At 67.4% G+C, this 17,629-nt stretch carries 17 protein-coding genes and 1 tRNA gene; 9 read left to right on the forward strand and 9 right to left on the reverse strand.

Annotated features, from left to right (window positions below; translation table 11 throughout):
• The 4 genes from JWQ81_RS31240 to JWQ81_RS31255 all read left to right on the forward strand — a co-directional run bounded on the left by JWQ81_RS31240 (nucleotide 1) and on the right by JWQ81_RS31255 (nucleotide 3,799).
• On the forward strand, nucleotides 1–795 hold the full coding sequence (locus tag JWQ81_RS31240; RefSeq protein WP_297547294.1) for an antirestriction protein ArdA: 795 nt from the start codon (nucleotides 1–3) through the stop codon (nucleotides 793–795).
• 100 nt (nucleotides 796–895) lie between these two features.
• On the forward strand, nucleotides 896–1,255 hold the full coding sequence (locus tag JWQ81_RS31245; protein ID WP_297547296.1) for a hypothetical protein: 360 nt from the start codon (nucleotides 896–898) through the stop codon (nucleotides 1,253–1,255).
• A gap of 225 nt (nucleotides 1,256–1,480) precedes the next feature.
• Nucleotides 1,481–1,906: a recombinase family protein gene (locus tag JWQ81_RS31250; protein WP_297547298.1), complete on the forward strand. Its 426-nt coding sequence runs from the start codon at nucleotides 1,481–1,483 to the stop codon at nucleotides 1,904–1,906.
• 18 nt (nucleotides 1,907–1,924) lie between these two features.
• Entirely contained in the window at nucleotides 1,925–3,799 is a 1,875-nt protein-coding gene (locus tag JWQ81_RS31255) for a recombinase family protein (protein WP_297547299.1), read from the forward strand.
• 24 nt (nucleotides 3,800–3,823) lie between these two features.
• On the opposite strand, the gene JWQ81_RS31260 is transcribed toward JWQ81_RS31255, so the two are convergent.
• Nucleotides 3,824–3,911: transfer RNA gene (locus tag JWQ81_RS31260), tRNA-Ser, on the reverse strand.
• A 19-nt stretch (nucleotides 3,912–3,930) separates the two neighbouring features.
• Nucleotides 3,931–4,407 (reverse strand): MarR family transcriptional regulator, encoded by a 477-nt coding sequence (locus tag JWQ81_RS31265; RefSeq protein WP_297547300.1) that lies wholly within the window; start codon nucleotides 4,405–4,407, stop codon nucleotides 3,931–3,933.
• Nucleotides 4,408–4,952: 545 nt separating this feature from the next.
• On the opposite strand from JWQ81_RS31265, the gene JWQ81_RS31270 reads away from it, so the two are divergent.
• Entirely contained in the window at nucleotides 4,953–5,876 is a 924-nt protein-coding gene (locus tag JWQ81_RS31270) for a neutral zinc metallopeptidase (protein WP_297547301.1), read from the forward strand.
• A 7-nt stretch (nucleotides 5,877–5,883) separates the two neighbouring features.
• Here the strand turns inward: JWQ81_RS31270 and JWQ81_RS31275 are convergent, their stop codons facing one another.
• On the reverse strand, nucleotides 5,884–7,422 hold the full coding sequence (locus JWQ81_RS31275; protein WP_297547302.1) for a M28 family metallopeptidase: 1,539 nt from the start codon (nucleotides 7,420–7,422) through the stop codon (nucleotides 5,884–5,886).
• Nucleotides 7,423–7,504: 82 nt separating this feature from the next.
• Here JWQ81_RS31275 and JWQ81_RS31280 point away from each other — a divergent pair, with 82 nt between their 5' ends.
• Nucleotides 7,505–8,479: an NAD(P)H-quinone oxidoreductase gene (locus JWQ81_RS31280; RefSeq protein WP_297547303.1), complete on the forward strand. Its 975-nt coding sequence runs from the start codon at nucleotides 7,505–7,507 to the stop codon at nucleotides 8,477–8,479.
• Between the two features lie 61 nt (nucleotides 8,480–8,540).
• On the opposite strand, the gene JWQ81_RS31285 is transcribed toward JWQ81_RS31280, so the two are convergent.
• On the reverse strand, nucleotides 8,541–9,740 hold the full coding sequence (locus tag JWQ81_RS31285) for a cysteine desulfurase-like protein (protein WP_297547305.1): 1,200 nt from the start codon (nucleotides 9,738–9,740) through the stop codon (nucleotides 8,541–8,543).
• A gap of 136 nt (nucleotides 9,741–9,876) precedes the next feature.
• Here JWQ81_RS31285 and JWQ81_RS31290 point away from each other — a divergent pair, with 136 nt between their 5' ends.
• Entirely contained in the window at nucleotides 9,877–10,452 is a 576-nt protein-coding gene (locus JWQ81_RS31290) for a bacterial proteasome activator family protein (RefSeq protein ID WP_297547306.1), read from the forward strand.
• An 83-nt stretch (nucleotides 10,453–10,535) separates the two neighbouring features.
• On the opposite strand, the gene JWQ81_RS31295 is transcribed toward JWQ81_RS31290, so the two are convergent.
• From JWQ81_RS31295 to JWQ81_RS31305, 3 genes are read right to left on the reverse strand one after another with little or no spacing between them, the layout of a single operon-like run.
• Nucleotides 10,536–11,696 (reverse strand): epoxide hydrolase family protein, encoded by a 1,161-nt coding sequence (locus tag JWQ81_RS31295; RefSeq protein ID WP_297547308.1) that lies wholly within the window; start codon nucleotides 11,694–11,696, stop codon nucleotides 10,536–10,538.
• A 44-nt stretch (nucleotides 11,697–11,740) separates the two neighbouring features.
• Complete coding sequence (locus JWQ81_RS31300) at nucleotides 11,741–12,736, reverse strand: spore coat protein (protein WP_297547309.1); 996 nt, start codon at nucleotides 12,734–12,736, stop codon at nucleotides 11,741–11,743.
• On the reverse strand, nucleotides 12,733–13,479 hold the full coding sequence (locus JWQ81_RS31305; protein ID WP_297547311.1) for a glycosyltransferase family protein: 747 nt from the start codon (nucleotides 13,477–13,479) through the stop codon (nucleotides 12,733–12,735). The genes JWQ81_RS31300 and JWQ81_RS31305 overlap by 4 nt, the downstream gene beginning before the upstream one ends.
• Nucleotides 13,480–13,519: 40 nt before the next feature.
• Here JWQ81_RS31305 and pseB point away from each other — a divergent pair, with 40 nt between their 5' ends.
• On the forward strand, nucleotides 13,520–14,503 hold the full coding sequence (pseB, locus tag JWQ81_RS31310; protein WP_297547313.1) for a UDP-N-acetylglucosamine 4,6-dehydratase (inverting): 984 nt from the start codon (nucleotides 13,520–13,522) through the stop codon (nucleotides 14,501–14,503).
• Nucleotides 14,504–14,531: 28 nt separating this feature from the next.
• Nucleotides 14,532–15,668 carry an aminotransferase class I/II-fold pyridoxal phosphate-dependent enzyme gene (locus JWQ81_RS31315; RefSeq protein ID WP_297547314.1) on the forward strand — a complete coding sequence of 379 codons (1,137 nt, stop codon included), beginning with the start codon at nucleotides 14,532–14,534 and terminating at the stop codon, nucleotides 15,666–15,668.
• A 355-nt stretch (nucleotides 15,669–16,023) separates the two neighbouring features.
• Here JWQ81_RS31315 and pseI read toward each other — a convergent pair whose 3' ends face one another.
• Together pseI and pseH are read right to left on the reverse strand one after the other, a co-directional pair.
• The gene (pseI, locus tag JWQ81_RS31320) at nucleotides 16,024–17,082 is read right to left on the reverse strand and encodes a pseudaminic acid synthase (RefSeq protein WP_297547316.1); all 1,059 of its coding nucleotides are present in this window, start codon (nucleotides 17,080–17,082) and stop codon (nucleotides 16,024–16,026) included.
• Nucleotides 17,079–17,621, reverse strand: a complete 543-nt coding sequence (pseH, locus tag JWQ81_RS31325) for a UDP-4-amino-4,6-dideoxy-N-acetyl-beta-L-altrosamine N-acetyltransferase (RefSeq protein WP_297547318.1) — start codon at nucleotides 17,619–17,621, stop codon at nucleotides 17,079–17,081. The genes pseI and pseH overlap by 4 nt, the downstream gene beginning before the upstream one ends.
• Nucleotides 17,622–17,629: the final 8 nt, after the last annotated feature.

Below are 17,629 nucleotides of genomic sequence, written 5' to 3' on the forward strand. Positions count from 1 at the left end.
ATGGAACGCACACCCCACAACCCCAACCACGGAGGTGACAACACCCCAGAAGTCCGCAGCGGCGTCAACAGCTACGGCACCGACGACCCCGAGCAACAAGCACACATAGAAAACGCTCGGATCGAGGCATCCAGAGAACGACGACACAACCGCGCCCAGCTCGAACGGCTCGTCGACGCCGGTCTGAACCCTGACGATGCCGAAACCGTCGTCGAGTTCGATCAGGCTGAACGCGACCGGCGCCGCAGTGACGAACTGCTCCCCGGCCAAGCCCCGCGGATCTACGTAGCTTGCGAAGCCGCCGAGGAGGCCGGGCAGTTGCATGGTCGTTGGATCGACACCACCGACGACCTGACCGACATCCAGACACAGGTGGTCGCCATGCTGGCGGCCTCACCGGTTGTCGGAGCCGACCGCTACGTCATCCGCGAACACCGCGGCTTCGAGGGCTACGGCGTCGAGGAGCACGCGCCGATCGCCACCGTCGCGGTGATCGGGCGCAACATCCAGCGGTACGGCGCGCCGTACGCCGCCTACCTCAGCGTCATCGACACCCGTGACGCCGAAGCGCTCGACAGTTTTGATGACCTGCACGTTGGCAGCTTCGACTCGGCCGAGGCCTGGGCGCAGGCGGTCGGCGAAGATCTCGACTGGGATCTACAGCTCGACCGTGCCGTTGATCCGCAGCTCCGGCCGTACGTGGGCATCGACTACGCCAAGTTCGCCGACGACGCCCGTGCCAAGTGGGACATCGTCGACGGCCTGGACGGCAAAACCCATGTCTTCTTACGCTGACCCGCTCAGCAGGCCACTCCTCGGTGGCCTGTGGCCGCTCACCACGCTCCGCAACTCGCGGACATGGGCGGTCACACCACACCGAGGAAGGAGATCAGTCGTGACTGATCCCACCGGAAAAAACGGCGTCAAGACGCTCGGAATCAAGCTGCCACCAGGGCTGCACGCCCAGTTTGCGCTGGTGGCGCAGCTGGACGGCATCAACCTCAGCGTTGCCGTGCTCCGAGCCGTGGAGTTCTACGTCGCTCACAAGCGGTCTGAGCCCGATTTCAACCAGCGTGCCGCTACGGCACTGGCCGAGATCGAGGAAGAAGCCGCTGCCCGCAAGGCGGCGATCGAAGGACTGTTCGGCGAGGCCAGCCCAGAGCCTGACGCCGCCGCGGCGCCGGCCACGGACGATTCGGCAACAGCCGAGACGACGAAGCCGAGCCGCACCCGCCGCGCTCCCGAGAAGGAGTAGCGGATACGGCCACAGGTAGTGCTCGTGAAGCACTACCTGTGGCCTACACAACTTGTTCGCCACATAAGAAAATGGGTCTGCGCTGCAATAACCACAGCACGACAGTCAACAGGTAAGAACTGAGGTTTTCGACACGAGGACAGCCTGTCCTTTCTTGGCACACAAGACATGCGCTGGAAAAATTGACGGGAGAGGCAATAGGGAAATTCAGAGAAAGGAAGAACTATGAAACAAACTGAACCAGAAAACCGGGCGGTCATCTACCTGCGCGGAAATCGCGCACCTCTTCAGCGGTATCAATGCCAACGGATCGCTGACAAATTCGGGCTGACCGTCGTCAGCGAGTACAACGACTATGCGGTTGCAGCCCGACTCCACCAGCAACCGGCACTCAACCAACTGCTGACTGACCTGGAAAGGCTACGCGACGTCGGCCATGTCGTCGTCTGGGACTACGCGCGTTTGGGTCGGAGTATGCAGCAGCTTGCCTACATCGAGTACCGCCTACATGCCTGCGGTGCCGCCATTACCACCATCACCGGCGTCGCGACCGTGGAGCGCTTCGTGCACACCTACTACGGCAACGACACTCCCGACCAGCCGCCACCGCAACCCTGCAACCCCCTGAATCCGCCCCTGCTGAACAACTAATTTATCAAAGGAGAAATCATGAACAAGGAAAGCAATAACACGCCGGACTACGACGCTGACGACCAAGGTCTTAGCGAAGACTTCCGAATCCAGCCGCTCAGCAGCCAGGTTCGACAAGCGCGCTCAGAGCGCTACACGGGCACGAAAAAGGCCGCCCGGTCAGCTTCATCGGAGGGCACAACCGCCGATGCCATCCGTGCACGCCTGACCACAACAACGGAGAACCACACCCGAGCCAAGCGCTCCGATCGCGCGGTCATCTACCTGCGTGTAAGCACCGAAGAACAAGCGCGTGTCGGTGGAACGGCCGAGGGGTACTCAATCCCGTACCAGCGGGACGCCTGTCACCGAAAGGCTGAGGCGCTGGGGCTGGCGGTCGTTGAAGAGTATGTCGACGCTGGACATTCCGCGAAGTCCGCCAACCGGCCGCAGCTGCAGCGGATGCTCCGCGACTTGCGCGCACAGGGCGTTGGCTGGGTCATCGTCCACAAGATCGACCGTCTGGCGCGCAATACCCGTGACGACCACCAGATCAACGACGCCATCAGCGCCGCCGGAGCCCGGCTCCTGTCGGTCGTAGACCTGATCGACGATTCGCCGCAAGGGAAGTTCAACTACACCATTCAAGCCGGGCTTGCTCAGCTGTACTCGGATAACCTGGCCATCGAGGTCATGAAGGGGTTGTCGAAGAAAGCTCAAGCAGGCGGCACGCCGTACCGGGCGCCGATCGGCTACCTCAACAAGCGGCGCTTCGAGGGCGTCGCTGACATCCGCTGGGTGGAGGTCGACCCGGAACGCAGCCCGCTCATTCGCTGGGCGTTCGAGGAGTACGCCTCGGGAAACTGGTCGCTCGCCACGCTTCGGCTGGAGCTGATCGACAAGGGGCTGACCAACTTCGCGGGTAAGCCGATCAGTATCAACGGGCTGTACAAGATACTCACCAACGCCTATTACACCGGAACCGTGCCATTCCAGGGTGCCTACTACGAAGGCACCCACGAACCGCTTGTCGACCTTCAAACCTGGCTGCTGGTGCAGCAAACCCTTGAAGCCCACAACTTCGCGGGCGAGAAGGAGTTCCTCCACAGCCACTACCTCAAGGGCAGTATCTGGTGCGGCAACTGCGGGTCGCGCCTGATCTTCAGTCGGAACAAGGGGAAGGGCGGCACATACGACTACTTCGTGTGCATCGGCCGACACCGCAAGCGCAACGACTGCACGCGGCGCGCGCTGGCGGTCAAGCGCGTCGAAGTAGGTGTCGAGGAGTTCTACCTCCAGTTCGAAGTACCGGCCGAGCAGCTTGAGAGCATCCAACAATCGGTCGGCGAGGAGTTCGCACGCATCCAAGCGGTGGCCGAAACGGACATGGCGCGGAGCCGACGCCGCCTCGTGCAAGCGCAAGATCAGCGACAGAAGCTGCTGACCGCCCACTACGAGGGTGCCATCCCGCAGGACATGCTCAAGACGGAGATGACCCGCCTGACAGCAGACGTCGGCTCAGCCGAGCGGGAACTGTCCGTGGCGAGTGCCAGCGTCGTCGAACTGGAGAGCCAGCTCGGGCGGGCGCTAGAAATCGCCGGGCAGTGCGCGGACGCGTATCGGGAAGCAGTACCGGCCATTCGTCGGCAGTTCAACCAGGGATTTTTCAAGAAGCTCTACATCGCTGAGGACGGCAGCGTGCAGGAAGGCGACCTCAACCAGCCGTTTGCTGCGCTGATGGCGCGTGTCGAGACGGCGCACCCGGCCGATGACGGACGGCAAGAAGGCGCCCAGGCGCGTCCTGACGGCACGAACGACGTGACGGGTGGAAGTGGGCGGACACGCCCGTCCGCCGTCTGGCGACGATCTGGGACGGTTCCGAGGACACAAAAACCCCCGGTCAGGAGATCCTGACCGGGGGTTCGAACGTTGACTACATGGCGGAAGCGGAGGGATTTGAACCCCCGGTACCTTTCGGTACATTCGCTTTCAAGGCGAACGCATTCGGCCGCTCTGCCACGCTTCCCTGCCCTGAGCCTAACGGGTCAGGTGTCGAGGTCGGACAGGTGTTCCGCGACCCGGTGGAAGGCAGTCGCGATGGTGGCCTGCTCCTCCGGGGACAGCAGGTCGATCAGATGGGTGCGGACGCCGACGACGTGGGTCGGAGCCGCGCTGGCAAGCAGGGCGGTGCCGGCTTCGGTCAGCTCGGCGACGACCCCGCGTTTGTCGTCCGGGTCCCGGACGCGCTGGACGTACCCGGCGACCTCCATCCGGCCGACCTGATGGGACAGCCGGCTCTTCGTCGAGCCGAGCATGGTCGCGAGCTCGGTCATCCGCATCCGCTTGTCCCGCTGCAGGGACATACAGACCAGCACCTCGTAGTCAACCAGCGACACGTCGTGCTCGCTGCTCAGCTCCTGGTGCAACAGGTGACGCAGGCGAAGGGTCGCCACGATGTAGGAACGCCAGGCAGACATCTCCGACTCGGACAGCCAGCGCACGTCGTCGCGATCCACACTCATGGAACGCACCCTAGAACCTTGATCGGCGGCTGGTGCGGCGACGTGGCCGAGTCCTCGCGATCCGACTTCAGGCACCTACACCATGTGACCGCGCGACGAAACAGTGAAATATCGCCCAATAGGGGATTACGAAATGGTTGAGACTCGGCGCGGAAAGGCGCATGGTGGAGGTATCGGATGGTTGGACCCGCACACGGCGAACCGGCACGGTGCGCTGGTCAGGGCCCCCAACCGGGAAAGGGTAGGTGGTTTCGTGGCGGGTGATTTCTCGCGGTTGACTGCCCGCTGTGTCCCCACGACCGGAGCGGATTGATCCTGAATCGGTCGTGATTGTGAACAGCACGAGCGTGGGTTTCTCATGCGCTCGATAATCCTTCTCGCGCATTCGGCGTTGTTCGAGACTGCTTCGCCCCGGCCTCAACGACCGTGGTGGCAGTGCTCAGCGTCGGCCCGGCAGCGGCCAACCGTCGTCCAATTCAACCTCGAAACCCTGAGTGCGGCCCCCGACGGGTGGCCGCACTCAGGTATTTCACTAGCCTGTCGGTGTGAGATTCGACGATGACGCCTCCCTGGACACCTCCGAAGTCCAGGACATGCGCGGCGGCGGTGGCGGAGGCGGAATCGGCGGCAGGGTCGCCCTCGGCGGCGGTGGCCTCGGCGTGGTCGGGCTGGTGATCTACTTCCTGCTCTCCCAGTTCGGCGGTGCCCCGGCGACGCAGCTCGCCGGCGGGCTCGGGCTGGGCAACCTCGGTTCCGGCCAGCAGATCGACAACACGTCGTTGTCGCAGACCTGCAAGACCGGCAAGGACGCCAACCGCAACAAGGACTGCGCGGTCGTCGCGATGATCAACTCGATCCAGGACTACTGGTCCGGCCAGCTCGCCCGATCCGGGCAGACCTATCGCCAGGCCCCGACGAAGTTCTTCAGCGGCAACGTGCGCACCGGCTGCGGGAACGCGACCTCGGACACCGGCCCGTTCTACTGCCCGGCCGACAAGGACGTCTACATCGACCTGTCCTTCTTCAACGAGCTCAAGACCCGCTTCGGCGCGCAGGGCGGCCCGTTCACCGAGGCCTACGTCCTCGCCCACGAGTACGGCCACCACGTCCAGAACCTGCTCGGCACGTCCCGCAAGGGTGGTGGCACCGGGCCGACCTCGGGCTCGGTGCGGCTCGAGCTGCAGGCTGACTGCTACGCCGGCGTGTGGGCCAACCACGCCACCACCACCCCGTCCTCCAGCGGAAAGCCGCTGGTCGCCGACATCACCAAGGACGACATCAACCGCGCGCTGGACACCGCGTCCCGGATCGGCGACGACTACATCCAGACCAAGCTGGGCAGCGGCCACGTCGACCAGTCGCAGTTCACCCACGGCACGTCCCAGCAGCGCGAGAAGTGGTTCACCACCGGTTTCCAGACCGGCGACCCCACCCGTTGCGACACCTTCGGCGCCCGCACCCTGGGTTAGCGACTGGTCAGGCGGCTGCGGGACCAGTGGTTACCGTCGCGACGCGGGCGGCTGAGCGGGCGGCGACGCGGGCCACTGAGCGGGCGGCGGCGCGGGACTTCGAGGCCTTGCCCGGGGAGACGCCGTTGACGTCCTCGGTGCTGGTCGCGTAGACGCCGAGGGCCCACGCGACGCCGTCGGCGTTGTGGTCCAGGACGACGCGGTCGATGTTGCCGAGGTTGTCGCAGGCCTGGTGGTAGCAGGGGTCGTAGGCAACGCCCGCGCGACCGCCCCACTTCTTCGCCTGGGCGTCGGTCTTGAGCACCTCGGCGCCGGTGTCGAGGCCACCGGCCGGGATCCCGGCGGCGATGAACTCGCCGTAGTCCGAGCGGCCGGTGAAGTCGGTGCCCTCGGTCTTGATGCCGCGTGAACCCATGAAGTCGGTCAGCGTCTTCTCGATCTGCGCCGATCCGTACGGTCCGGGGCCCGCGCCGACGCCGTCGGAGTTGTCGCCGTCGTAGGCGAAGTAGCCGGCGTTCGGGGAGCCGACCATGTCGTAGTTCATGTACAACGCGATGTCGAGTTGCTGCTCGAACGGCAGCGAACGCACGTAGTACGTCGAGCCGACCAGCCCGAATTCCTCCGCGCTCCAGAACCCGAACCGGACGCCGTTGTTGATCTTCGGGCTCGAGCCGAGCTGCAACGCGGTCTCCAGCAGCGTCGCCGAACCCGTTCCGTTGTCGTTGATGCCGGGACCCGCCGGGACGCTGTCCAGGTGCGCGCCGAGCATGACGACGTTGTCCTTGCGGCCGGTTTTCGTCTCGGCGATGACGTTGTAGCTCGTGCGCTGCTCCTGCAGCTCGCGCAGCTCCAGCGTCACCGAGGTGCCGTCCTTGGCGGCCAGAGCCAGGCCGTCGGCCTGGCTGACGCCTCCGGTCGGGATCTTCGCTGCCGCCGGGTCGCCGAGTGTGCCGCTCAGCGCGCCGTCGGTGTTGTTGTAGACGATCGCGCCGATCGCGCCCGCGTCCGCCGCGGTCTGCTGCTTCTGGGCGAAGGTGCACGCGCCACGTTTGACCAGCACGATCTTGCCGGTGACGCCGGTGTAGTCGCCGGCGTCGCAGCCCGGGGTTTCGTCGACGGGGACCACGGAAAGGGGCGCGGTGATGCCGCCGACCGGGGTGGACGGGGTGTACGTCATCACCGTGATCGGCACCGCGGCGCCCGCCACGGTCAGCTTCTCGGCCAGCGTTTCGCTGTAGGTGAAGGGAAATTCCTGCCGGGTGACCTGGTAGCCGGCTGCGGTCAGCTTGCCGGCGATGTACTCGGCGGACTTCCGGTGGCCGTCGGTCGAGGCCGCGCGGTTGCCGCCGTTCGTGTCGGCGATGCGTTGCAGCGCAAGGAGATGGCGGTTGATCCCGCCGATGTCGACCTTCTTCACGAGCTGGTTCGCGAGCTGGTTCGCGAGCGCGGGGCCGGTCGTGGCAGCGGCGGCGGTGGGTGCGATCGACAGGGTCAGACCGGCACACAGCGCGGCTGCGAGTATTGGGGTTTTTCTCCCTAAGGGCATGTTTAATCACTTTCACGTATTTTGTCCCGACCGTCAATGCGTCATCCGGAGTACCGCGCGGCGCGGGGATAGGGTCGGGGGCATGTACGCGATCACGATTCGTGAGCCAGGTGGGCCCGAAGCACTGGAATGGGCCGAAGTCCCCGATCCCGTTCCCGCGGCGGGCGAAGTACTCGTCGAGGTGGCCGCAACCGCGGTGAACAGAGCGGACCTCCTCCAGCGGCAGGGGCACTACCCACCGCCGCCCGGCGCGAGCGAGTACCTCGGGCTCGAGTGCTCCGGCACGATCGCCGAGCTCGGTGAGGGCGTCTCGGGCTGGCAGGTCGGCGACGAGGTGTGCGCGCTGCTGGCCGGCGGCGGCTACGCGGAAAAGGTGACCATCCCGGCTGGGCAGCTGCTGCCGGTGCCCGCCGAGGTCGAACTGATCGCCGCGGCCGGTCTGCCCGAGGTCGCCTGTACGGTGTGGGCCAACGTCGTCATGTACGGCAAGCTCGGCGAAGGCGACGTGTTCCTCGTGCACGGCGGCGCGGGCGGGATCGGCACGCACGCGATCCAGATGGCCAAGGCACTGGGCGCGACGGTCGCGGTCACGGCAGGCTCGGCGGCCCGGCTGGAGAGCTGCGGCCAGCTCGGCGCCGACATCCTGATCAACTATCGCGAGCAGGACTTCGTCGAGGAGCTGAAGAAGGTCGGCGGCGCCGACGTCATCCTCGACAACATGGGCGCGTCGTACCTGGACAAGAACATCAGCGCGCTGGCCATGGACGGCAGGCTCGTGAACATCGGGATGCAGGGCGGGGTCAAGGCCGAGCTCAACATCGGCAAGCTGATGGCCAAGCGCGCGAGCGTCTATTCGGCGGGGCTGCGCGCCCGGACGCTCGAGGAGAAGGCCGCGATCGTCACCGATGTGCGCGAGCGCCTGTGGCCGCTGGTCGAGCAGGGCTCGGTCAAGCCGATCGTCGGCCAGGTCTTCCCGCTCGCCGAGGCCGCCGACGCGCACCGCGCGCTCGAAGACGGCACGGTGTTCGGCAAGATCCTGCTGGCGGCCAAGGGCTGAAACTGGACGTGAAGGCCACCTTCATTGCGTGTTCTGGTGTGAAGGTGGCCTTCACGTCCCGCTAGCGGAGTTCTTCGAGCACTTTGACGAGCTGGTTGATCTCGAAGACGTTCGAATAGTGCGCGAGCCCGATGCGAACGGCGCCGCCGACCTCACCGACACCGAGCGACGCGAAGACACCGCTCGTGCCGTCGTCGGCGAAGGCGCACAGCCCCTGCGAAGACAGGTAGTCGGCGACCTCGGGAGCTTTCTTGTGCTCGACCGCGAACGCCAGCGCCGGGATCCGCCGCATCGCGTCGCCGATCACCATCACGTGCCGCAGCGATCGCAGCTCGCTGGACAGCTGCGCGAGCAGTCCCGCGTGGTACGACTTCGCCGAGCCCAGTGACGTGACGAGCCGCTCCCGCCGCGACCCGCTGGCCGCGTCGTCCAGCCCCGCGAGGTAGTCGACCGAAGAGACCAGCCCAGCGAGCAACGGGTACGCGTGCGGACCCAGCTCGAGCCGCGCCGCGCCGCGCGCGTTCGCCTCCAGCGACACCGAGGGCAGCCGCTCGATCATCTCGGGGTCGCGGAACACCAGCGCGCCGATCGCCGGCCCGCCCCAGCCCTGGGCGGACACGACCATGACATCGGCGCCGAGCTCGTTCAGGTCCAGCGGGACGAACGGCGCGGCGTAGGTCGCGTCGACGACGACCGTCGCGCCGACGCGCTTCGCGAACTCGATGACTGTCGGCAGGTCCGGGCGGGTGCCCACGGAACCCGAGGCGGCGGTGATGGTCACCGCCTTGGTCCGAGCCGAGATCAGGTTCTCGTACTGCCAGGCCGGCAGCTCACAGGTCTCGATGTCGATCTCACCCCAGCGCACCACCGCGCCGACCCGCTTGGCCGCCTGCCGCCACGGCGCGAGGTTGGCCTGCTCGTCGAGCCGCGACACGACGACCTCGTCGCCGATCGTCCAGCGCTCGGACATGGCGTCGACAAGGCGCCGGAGGAGCACGGACGCACTTGGTCCGAGCACGACTCCGGCCGGGTCGGCACCGACCAGGTCCGCCACCGCGCGCCTGGCTGCGGTGACGATGCTTTCCGCGCGTTGTGAGGCCGGAAACGCCCCGCCTGGCCCAGAAACCGGAGCCCGCATCGCCGTCGAAACCGCGGATGCGACCTGCTCGGGAACCAACATTCCGGCAGCGCCATCGAAGTGAATCCAGCCGTCACCCAGCGCGGGAAACAGCCCACGAATACGAGCGACGTCGAACGCCATGGGGGACACCGTACGGAGCCGTTGTTTCGCCCTGTGTTCCGGGGTTGGCCTGGTGAACACACCGCGCGACGACTCCCGCTACGCTCGGAGACCGAGCACAGGTGCGCGAAACGGAGCGTGCTGGAGCTAGGCAAGGATGGAGCGCATGACCGAGCCGAATTCCCACAAAATGAGCACAGCCGGTGACGACGACGAGTACGGCTCTCCCCACGTGGTAGTAGTGGGTCCGGACGGCACTCCGGTCGGCACCGTCCCGCTCAGCGATGTCGAGGGCGGGCCGGGCGACTCGGTCAGCGACCTCGTCGAAGAGCCCGCCAAGGTGATGCGCATCGGCACGATGATCAAGCAGCTGCTCGAAGAGGTCCGCGCCGCGCCGCTCGACGACGCGAGCCGCAACCGGGTCCGCGTCATCCACGAGACGTCCGTCCGCGAGCTGGAGAACGCGCTGGCCCCGGAGCTGCAGGGCGAGCTGGAACGCCTGATCCAGCCGTTCGACGAGGACTCGACCCCGTCCGACGCCGAGCTCCGCATCGCCCAGGCCCAGCTCGTCGGCTGGCTCGAGGGCCTGTTCCACGGCATCCAGACGGCGCTGTTCACCCAGCAGATGGCGGCCCGCGTGCAGCTCGAGCAGATGCGCCGTGGCCTGCCGCCCGGCCAGTCCGCCGAGGGCAACCACGGCCCGAGCATCAGCGGCACCGGGCAGTACCTCTAGGTCACGGACTCGTGAGTGTTCCGGCACGCCCGGGTGCGAGTGTCCCGCAGGGCACAGTAACCGGCCGGAACACTCACGAGTCTCTAACCCAGCGTGCGGAAGAAAGCCCGGACGTCGGCGATGACGAGGTCCGGCTCTTCGAGGGCGGGGAAGTGGCCGCCGCGGTCGAACTCCGACCAACCGACGATGTTCTCCGTCCGCTCGGCGAAGGAACGCACGGGCCGGGCCGTGTCCTTGGGGAACACGGCGATGCCGGTCGGCACGGTCGACTTCTCGGTTTTGCCGCCCCAGGTGCCGCCGAGTGTGGCGTAGATGCGCGAAGACGAGTTCGCGGTCCCGGTGATCCAGTACAGCATCACGTTGGTCAGCAGGTCGTCCCGATCGATCGCGTCCTCGGGCACGTCGACCGAGTCGGACCACTCCTTGAACTTCTCCGCGAGCCACGCCAGCTGCCCGACGGGCGAGTCGGTCAGGCCGTACGCAAGCGTTTGCGGCCTGGTGCCCTGGATGATCGCGTAGCCCATTTCCTCCTGCCGGAACCGCGTCGAGCGCTCCAGCGAAATCTTGGCCTCGGTCAGTTCGTCCCCGGTCAGGTCGGCCAACTCGGCTTCGCTCCACGGTCCCGCGCCCGCCAGCATCGTCAGGTGGAGCCCGATCACGTGCTCCGGGAACCGCAGCCCGATCTCGCGAGCGATCAGCGCGCCCCAGTCCCCGCCATGCGCGGCGAAGCGCTCGTACCCGAGCCGGTGCATCAGCTCGACGTACGCCGGCGCGATCCGCTTGGTGCCCCAGTCCGGCTCGGTGGTCGGCCCCGAGAACCCGAAGCCGGGACTCGACGGGACGACGACGTGGAACGCGTCCGCCGGGTCGCCGCCGTACGCGCGGGGGTCGGACAGCGGGCCGATGACGTCGAGGAACTCGACGATCGACCCCGGCCAGCCATGCATGAGCAGCAACGGCTTGGCGTCGGCCTCAGGCGACCGGACGTGCAGGAAGTGCACGTTGGCGCCGTCGAGGTTCGTGGTGAACCCGGCGAAGCCGTTGAGCCGCTCCTCCTGGGCGCGCCAGTCGTACCGCGTCCGCCAGTACTCGGCGAGCTCCTTGACGTAGTCCAGCGGGATGCCGAACTGCCAGCCCGCCCCGGGCAGCTCGTCGGGCCAGCGGATGTTGCCCAGCCTTCCGGCCAGGTCGTCGAGGTCGGCCTTCGGAACCTGGATGCGGAAGGGGGTGATGTCGTTGCTCATGAGGGCAACGCTATGACCCATCGCGGACAGGATGAGTCCTCGATCTACGCCAGTATTTCCGACACCGCGTCCAGGACCCTGTCCGCGCCGAGGCCGTCGACGGTGGCCGCGGCGGTGGCGGCGAGGCGCTCGCGCTCGGTCGAGCGGCTGAGCAGGTCGCTCAGCACGGAACCGGCTTCCTGCCCGCCCGCGAGCAGCGACTCCCCCGAGCCGATCCCGGCGGCGAGCCCGTGGTCCAGTGCGCCGCGGTACCCGGTGACCTGGTTGTCCACCAGCCGCACGACGGCTGTCGGCACGCCGAGACAGCACAGTTCGAGCAGGGTGACCCCGGCCGCGCTCACCGCGAGATCGGTGTCGACGAGCAGGTCGTGCAGGTTCGTCCCCGGCCCGGTGACCTCGAACGACTGCCCGTCGAACGCCGCTGGGACCGTGACGTCGCCGCGCGCGAGCACCCGCGCCGCAAACGACAAGCCTGTCTCGCTCAGCGCCGTCAGGATGGCGCTGACCACCCCTGCCCACGCCCCGCCACCGCCGAGCACGACCGTCACCCGCAATGGCCCGTCGAGCCGCACGTGTTGCCGCTTGTCGCGCGCGGCGAGGACGACGTCGCGCAGCGGCGCGTAGGCGACGCCGCGCAGCAGCACCGGCGAGCCGTCCTCGGGCCGCGGAGCCGGGGCGAACCCGCAGTCCGCGACGACGTCAGCCGCCCTCCTGCCGAACGTGCCGTCCTCGATCGAGACCAGCAGCGCTCCCACGTTGTTGACGTCTTTGCGCAGGTCACCGAGCTCGTAGTGGTCGACGAGTACCACGTCGAAGTCCTCCGCGAGCCGGCCCAGCGCAGGCCCGTCGTCGGCCGGCTGGAGCCGCGGGACGCCCAGCTCGTCGAACCGCGAGGCCAGCCACTCGGCGTTGTCGGTCCGGCCGGAGAACGACACGGCCCAGCCGCGCGCGACGGCTCGTTCGGCATACGCGACGACCCTGGAGATATGCCCGGCACCGATCACCGGCGAGGCGTCGGCACGCAACAGCAAGCGCGTCATGACTCGACCTTCTTCTGCTCGACTTCGGCGTTCAGCGCGGCCAGCTCCGGCCGCGCCCGCAACACGGCGACGACTTCGCGCCAGCCCGACACCCGATCACCCAGCTCCGCGACGACGCCTTCCAGCACGGCCCAATCCTCGACGGTGTCCAGTGTCACGCGCAGGTCCTCGGCGGGCGGGCTGACGACCACACCGCCGCATCGATACCGCTCCGGCTGCGTGTAGATGCCGGACGTGACGTGCTCGCGCGCGGACCCGGTGGCGTCTTTCACCTGCTCGGCGAGCACGTCGAAGCGCACCAGCTCGGCGTCGAAACCACGCGGCAGGGTGCGCGTCAACGTCGTGCTCAGGTAATCCAGCGAAGGCTGCGCGCGCCACAGGGCGATCAGCTGGGCGATCAGTTCGGGGTCGAGCAGCGGGCAATCGGCCGTGAGTCGCACCACAGCGTCCGCCGGGTACCGCTCGCACGCGAGCGCGAAGCGGGCGAGCACGTCGTCGAGCGGGCCGCGCACCACGCCGGCGCCATGAGCCTCCGCTTCGCGGGCGACCGAGTCATCGTCCGGGGCATCGGAAGTGGCCACGATTACCTGGTCCACGCCCACAGTCGCGGCGGCGGCCCGGATCACCCAGCCGAGCACGCTGCGGCCGCCGAGCGGCCGGAGCACCTTGCCGGGGAGCCGCGTCGACGAGACCCGCGCCTGTATGACGGCGTTGACGACCGGGGAGCCAGACATGAGTGACATGATGGCCGACGTTCATCCGCACCGATCGTGGAGGTCACCGATGTCCGAGCTGGATGGCTCCAGCATCCTGCTCACCGGCGGGACCGGTTCGTTCGGCAAGGCGTTCATCGCCTACGCCCTCGCCGAACTGAACCCGAGCCGGCTGGTCGTGCTCTCCCGCGACGAGCTCAAGCAGTACGAAGCACGACAGCTGTTCAACGACGACCCGCGGCTGCGGTGGTTCATCGGGGACGTGCGGGACCGCCGCCGGCTCGAGCGCGCGATGCACAAAGTGGACTACGTAGTCCACGCCGCGGCGCTCAAGCAGGTCGACACCGGTGAGTACAACCCGTTCGAATTCGTCCAGACCAACGTGATGGGTTCGCAGAACGTCATCGAGGCCGCGATCGAGACCGGGGTGAAGAAGGTCGTCGCGCTGTCCACGGACAAGGCGTCGAGCCCGATCAACCTCTACGGCGCGACGAAGCTCTGCGCGGACCGCATGTTCATCAGCGGCAACCACTACGCGGCCGCGTACGAGACCAGGTTCTCCGTGGTCCGCTACGGCAACGTGATGGGCTCGCGCGGCAGTGTGATCCCATTCTTCCGGAAGCTGGCCGAGCGTGGCGAGTCGCTGCCGATCACGCACAAGGAGATGACCCGCTTCTGGATCACCCTCCCGCAGGCCGTGCAGTTCGTCATCGACTCGTTCGACCAGATGAACGGCGGCGAGCTGTACGTGCCGCGGATCCCGAGCATGCGGCTGGTCGACCTGGCCCAGGCCATCGCACCCGGCAGCGAGATGCACGAGGTCGGCGTCCGGCCCGGGGAGAAGCTGCACGAGGAGATGATCGCGCCCGACGACGCGCGGCGGACCGTGCAGCTCGCGGACCGCTACGTCGTCCAGCCGCACATCGCGGGCTGGGGCTACGAGTCGCCGGCGGATGGCAAGCCCGTGCCCGACGGCTTCGCGTACCGCTCGGACAGCAACGACCTCTGGCTCGACGCCGACGAGCTGCGCAACCTGGTCGAGCAGTATGGCTAGCTCTGATGCCGCCTCCGCGGGAAAAAGTATGTCGGCGGATTTCCTGCCCTACGGCCGCCAGTCGGTCGTCGAAGAGGACATCGAGGCAGTCGCCGAGGTCCTGCGCGGCGACTGGCTGACCACCGGCCCCGGCGTGAAGCGCTTCGAGGAGGGGCTCGCCGAGTACACCGGCGGGACGCCGACAGTCGCCGTCACGTCCGGCACAGCCGCGCTGCACGTCGCGTACTACGCGGCTGGGATCGAACCTGGCGACGAGGTCGTGACCTCGCCGATGACGTTCGTGGCCACCGCGGCCACGGCGTCGCTGCTGGGCGCGAAGATCGTCTTCGCCGACGTCGAAGAGGACACCGCGAACCTGGACGTCGCCGCGGCGAAAGCGGCGATGACCAGCCGGACCAAGGTCGTCGCGGCGGTCGACTACGCCGGGCATCCGGCCGAGCTGGGCCAGCTGCACGACCTGGCCCACGAGGCCGGCGCACTGCTGCTGGAGGACGCCGCGCATTCCGTCGGCGGCTCGTGGCAGGGCAGGCCGGTCGGCTCCATCGCGGACCTGACGACGTTCTCGTTCTTCCCGACCAAGAACCTCACGACAGCCGAGGGCGGCGCTGTCGCGGCGACGTCGGATGAGCTGCTGCGGCGCGCGTTCAGTTTCCGAAACCACGGTCTCGTGCGCGACAAGAGTGCGCAGCGGTTCCCGGACGAGGGCGCCTGGCACCAGGAAGTCCACGAGTTCGGGCTGAACTACCGGCTGCCGGACGTCCTGTGCGCGCTCGGCATCAGCCAGCTACGGCGGCTCACGGCGTTCAAGCTGCGCCGCGCCGAGATTCACGCGCGCTACAACGCCGCGCTGGCCGACGTCGACGGCGTCCGCACCCCGGTCACCCGGCCCGGCGCCGACCCGATGTGGCACCTGTACCCGCTGCGCGTGCTCGGCGGACGACGTCACGCGATGTTCGACCACCTGCGCGCGGCCGGTATCGGCGTGCAGGTCAACTACATCCCGGTGTACTGGCATCCGGTGTTCGCCGACCTCGGTTACCGGCGGGGGATGTGCCCGAACGCGGAGGCGTTCTACGCCGAGGAAATCTCGCTGCCGCTCTTCCCGTCCATGACCGACGACGACGTCGACCGCGTTGTCGACGCCATCCGGACGTTCGCGGGTTAACGCACGTTCACGGGGCCTGTCGCGTCCTGTGGCTGTGACTGGTGTCGCTGATGTGGCAGGTGTGACGTTGTGACGTGTCGTGAAGGCCACCTTCACGGCGTAAGGCGCACTCAACTAGGCCTTCACAACGCCCCTGCCGTACCGAAAGTGCCGTCAGGGGCCCCAGCAGTCACATCGCCATCACCACCTGCACGACGTGACTGGCCATTGCCTCCGCTGCCAGCACCCCTTCGCCCCGGTCCTTGCTGCCGTAAACAGGACCTGCCGCACCAGCCAGCCCTCCAAAGTTCCAGGCATTGACGTTCAACGCACCGCGAGGGTCGCCATGTCGTGGCCTTGAGGGTCTTTCGGACCGCTACACCAGGTCCCAGGTGAGCGCGGTGCCCTTGGGGGCGTCCTGGCGGAAGGTGCGGCCGAGGACGTGCACGATGTCGCCGGGGGCCAGGCCGCCGGCCGGGCGGATCGAGCGGACGTTGCCGCGCGTGACCTCATCGCCGGCCCGGACGTCCTCGACGACGTACAGCGAGCGGCGGAAGCGGAGTCCTTCCTTCTCGCTTTCGCGCGGGCCGATCACGGCTGAGCCGAGAGCCTCCCAAGCGCGGTGGCTCTCGGTGACGAGCGAAGCCAGTTCGTGCGGCTCAAGGGAGAAGTCCGCGTCGACACCGCCATCACCGCGAGCGAGCGTGACGTGCTTCTCGATCGCGACAGCGCCGAGCGCGACGGCGGCCAGCGGCGCACCGATGCCCGGAGTGTGATCCGACAGGCCGACGAGCGTGCCCGTGACACCCGCGAGCACAGGCAGCCCGCGAAGGTTGCTCTCCGACGGCGACGCGGGGTAGCTCGCCGTGCAGCCGAGCACGATCAGCTGGTCGTTGCCGGCCTCCCTGGCCGTCCGGACGGCCGCGTCGATCTCCGCGACGCTCGCCATACCGGTCGAAATGATCATCGGCTTGCCCGTGCGAGCACACAGCTCGACCAGCGGCAGGTCGACGATCTCCGAAGACGCGATCTTGTACGCGGGCACCCCCAGCGACTCGAGGAGTTCGACGGCCGTCGGGTCGAACGGGCTGGAAAACGCCTCCAGGCCGCGCTCGCGGGCCCGCGCGAAGATCGGCTCGTGCCACTCCCACGGCGTGTGCGCGCGCTCGTAGAGTTTGTACAGGTTTTCGCCGCCCCACAGCGAATGCGTGTCACCGATCCGGAAATCCGGGGTGTCGACGTCAATGGTGATCGTGTCCGGGCGGTAGGTCTGGAGCTTCACCGCGTGCGCGCCGGTTTCGGCGATCGCGTCGACGATGGCGAGCGCGCGGTCGAGTTCACCGTTGTGGTTGCCGGACATCTCCGCGATCACGAACGGCGGGTGTGCCGGGCCGATCAGGTGGGCGCCGATCCGGAGTTCTTTGCTGGCCGTCATTTCGAGGTGGAACCCTTCCTGGTCTTCCGGTGGGCGGCGACCAACTCGGTCCACACGACGTCGCGCGGTTCGCCGTCCACCTCACGAACATAGCGTCGTGTCTCGGTAAAGCCGAACCGCTGGTGCAGTTGGATCACCTGGATGTTCGACGCGAGCGTCGCCCCACCCAGGGTCTGGACGCCGAGCACGTCGAACGCGTAGTCGATCGCGTCGCCCTCCAGCCGCATCCACGCCGCCAGCAGGTTCTTGCCGAGGCCGTCGATGTCGAGGTAGAAGCCCCATTCGGCGCTTTTCGCTGCGGGATCGATGTCGCTGAAGAGCACCACGCCGGCGGGTACACCCCCCTCTGCGTAGATCAGCACGCGCCGGGTCGGGTTCTTGACCACCGCGTCGAACCACGCCCGGTGCTCGGCGATGCCGATCTCGTGCGTGGTGAAGCTGACCTCGCGGACCTTGGGATGGTTGCGCCAGCGCCAGATCAGCTCGATGTCGGCTTCGGTGGCTTCACGCAACGACGCGATCACAACGGGTGGTGGCATCGGTGGTC

The organism is Amycolatopsis sp. (assembly GCF_025464955.1).
Lineage (GTDB): Bacteria > Actinomycetota > Actinomycetes > Mycobacteriales > Pseudonocardiaceae > Amycolatopsis.

What these genes read in the sequence shown, in the direction of transcription:
- JWQ81_RS31240 (WP_297547294.1), top strand. Translation starts at nt 1, where the DNA reads ATGGAACGCACACCCCACAACCCCAACCACGGAGGTGACAACACCCCA.
- JWQ81_RS31290 (WP_297547306.1), top strand. Translation starts at nt 9,877, where the DNA reads ATGGAGCGCATGACCGAGCCGAATTCCCACAAAATGAGCACAGCCGGT.
- JWQ81_RS31300 (WP_297547309.1), bottom strand. Translation starts at nt 12,736, where the DNA reads ATGACGCGCTTGCTGTTGCGTGCCGACGCCTCGCCGGTGATCGGTGCC.
- JWQ81_RS31250 (WP_297547298.1), top strand. Translation starts at nt 1,481, where the DNA reads ATGAAACAAACTGAACCAGAAAACCGGGCGGTCATCTACCTGCGCGGA.
- JWQ81_RS31295 (WP_297547308.1), bottom strand. Translation starts at nt 11,696, where the DNA reads ATGAGCAACGACATCACCCCCTTCCGCATCCAGGTTCCGAAGGCCGAC.
- JWQ81_RS31285 (WP_297547305.1), bottom strand. Translation starts at nt 9,740, where the DNA reads ATGGCGTTCGACGTCGCTCGTATTCGTGGGCTGTTTCCCGCGCTGGGT.
- JWQ81_RS31275 (WP_297547302.1), bottom strand. Translation starts at nt 7,422, where the DNA reads ATGCCCTTAGGGAGAAAAACCCCAATACTCGCAGCCGCGCTGTGTGCC.
- pseB (WP_297547313.1), top strand. Translation starts at nt 13,520, where the DNA reads ATGTCCGAGCTGGATGGCTCCAGCATCCTGCTCACCGGCGGGACCGGT.
- JWQ81_RS31315 (WP_297547314.1), top strand. Translation starts at nt 14,532, where the DNA reads ATGTCGGCGGATTTCCTGCCCTACGGCCGCCAGTCGGTCGTCGAAGAG.
- JWQ81_RS31305 (WP_297547311.1), bottom strand. Translation starts at nt 13,479, where the DNA reads ATGTCACTCATGTCTGGCTCCCCGGTCGTCAACGCCGTCATACAGGCG.
- JWQ81_RS31280 (WP_297547303.1), top strand. Translation starts at nt 7,505, where the DNA reads ATGTACGCGATCACGATTCGTGAGCCAGGTGGGCCCGAAGCACTGGAA.
- pseI (WP_297547316.1), bottom strand. Translation starts at nt 17,082, where the DNA reads ATGACGGCCAGCAAAGAACTCCGGATCGGCGCCCACCTGATCGGCCCG.
- JWQ81_RS31255 (WP_297547299.1), top strand. Translation starts at nt 1,925, where the DNA reads ATGAACAAGGAAAGCAATAACACGCCGGACTACGACGCTGACGACCAA.
- pseH (WP_297547318.1), bottom strand. Translation starts at nt 17,621, where the DNA reads ATGCCACCACCCGTTGTGATCGCGTCGTTGCGTGAAGCCACCGAAGCC.
- JWQ81_RS31265 (WP_297547300.1), bottom strand. Translation starts at nt 4,407, where the DNA reads ATGAGTGTGGATCGCGACGACGTGCGCTGGCTGTCCGAGTCGGAGATG.